1 pseudogene is annotated in these 267 nt (G+C 65.2%); it reads left to right on the top strand.

The window, feature by feature from the left end:
- A pseudogene (locus tag RTW80_RS29480) lies at window positions 1–267 on the top strand (fimbrial biogenesis outer membrane usher protein); the annotation flags it as partial.

Raw genomic sequence — 267 nt, 5'->3', positions numbered from 1 at the left:
GCGTGAGGGCGCCTGGTTTATTTCGGGCGCGGATTTGCTCCGCGCCGGGCTGCCGCCCGCGCATGTGCCAGCCGGAGAGGTGAATCTCTCGACGCTTACGTCGGTACGCGCAGAGTACGACAGCACGGCCCAGCGCCTGTTGCTGACGGTCCCCCGGGACTGGGTCGCGGCGCGGGTCACGCCTTTCAGTGAGCAGAGCACGCAAAGCAAACCGCACTATGGCCGCGGCGCGCTGCTCAATTACGACGTTTATACCAACCATTCCGA

Origin of the sequence: Escherichia sp. AM3, from assembly GCF_032029835.1 — a bacterium.
Lineage (GTDB): Bacteria > Pseudomonadota > Gammaproteobacteria > Enterobacterales > Enterobacteriaceae > Escherichia > Escherichia coli.
Note: the sequence above shows the minus strand (reverse complement) of the source record. Positions and strands in the feature narration are given on the sequence as shown.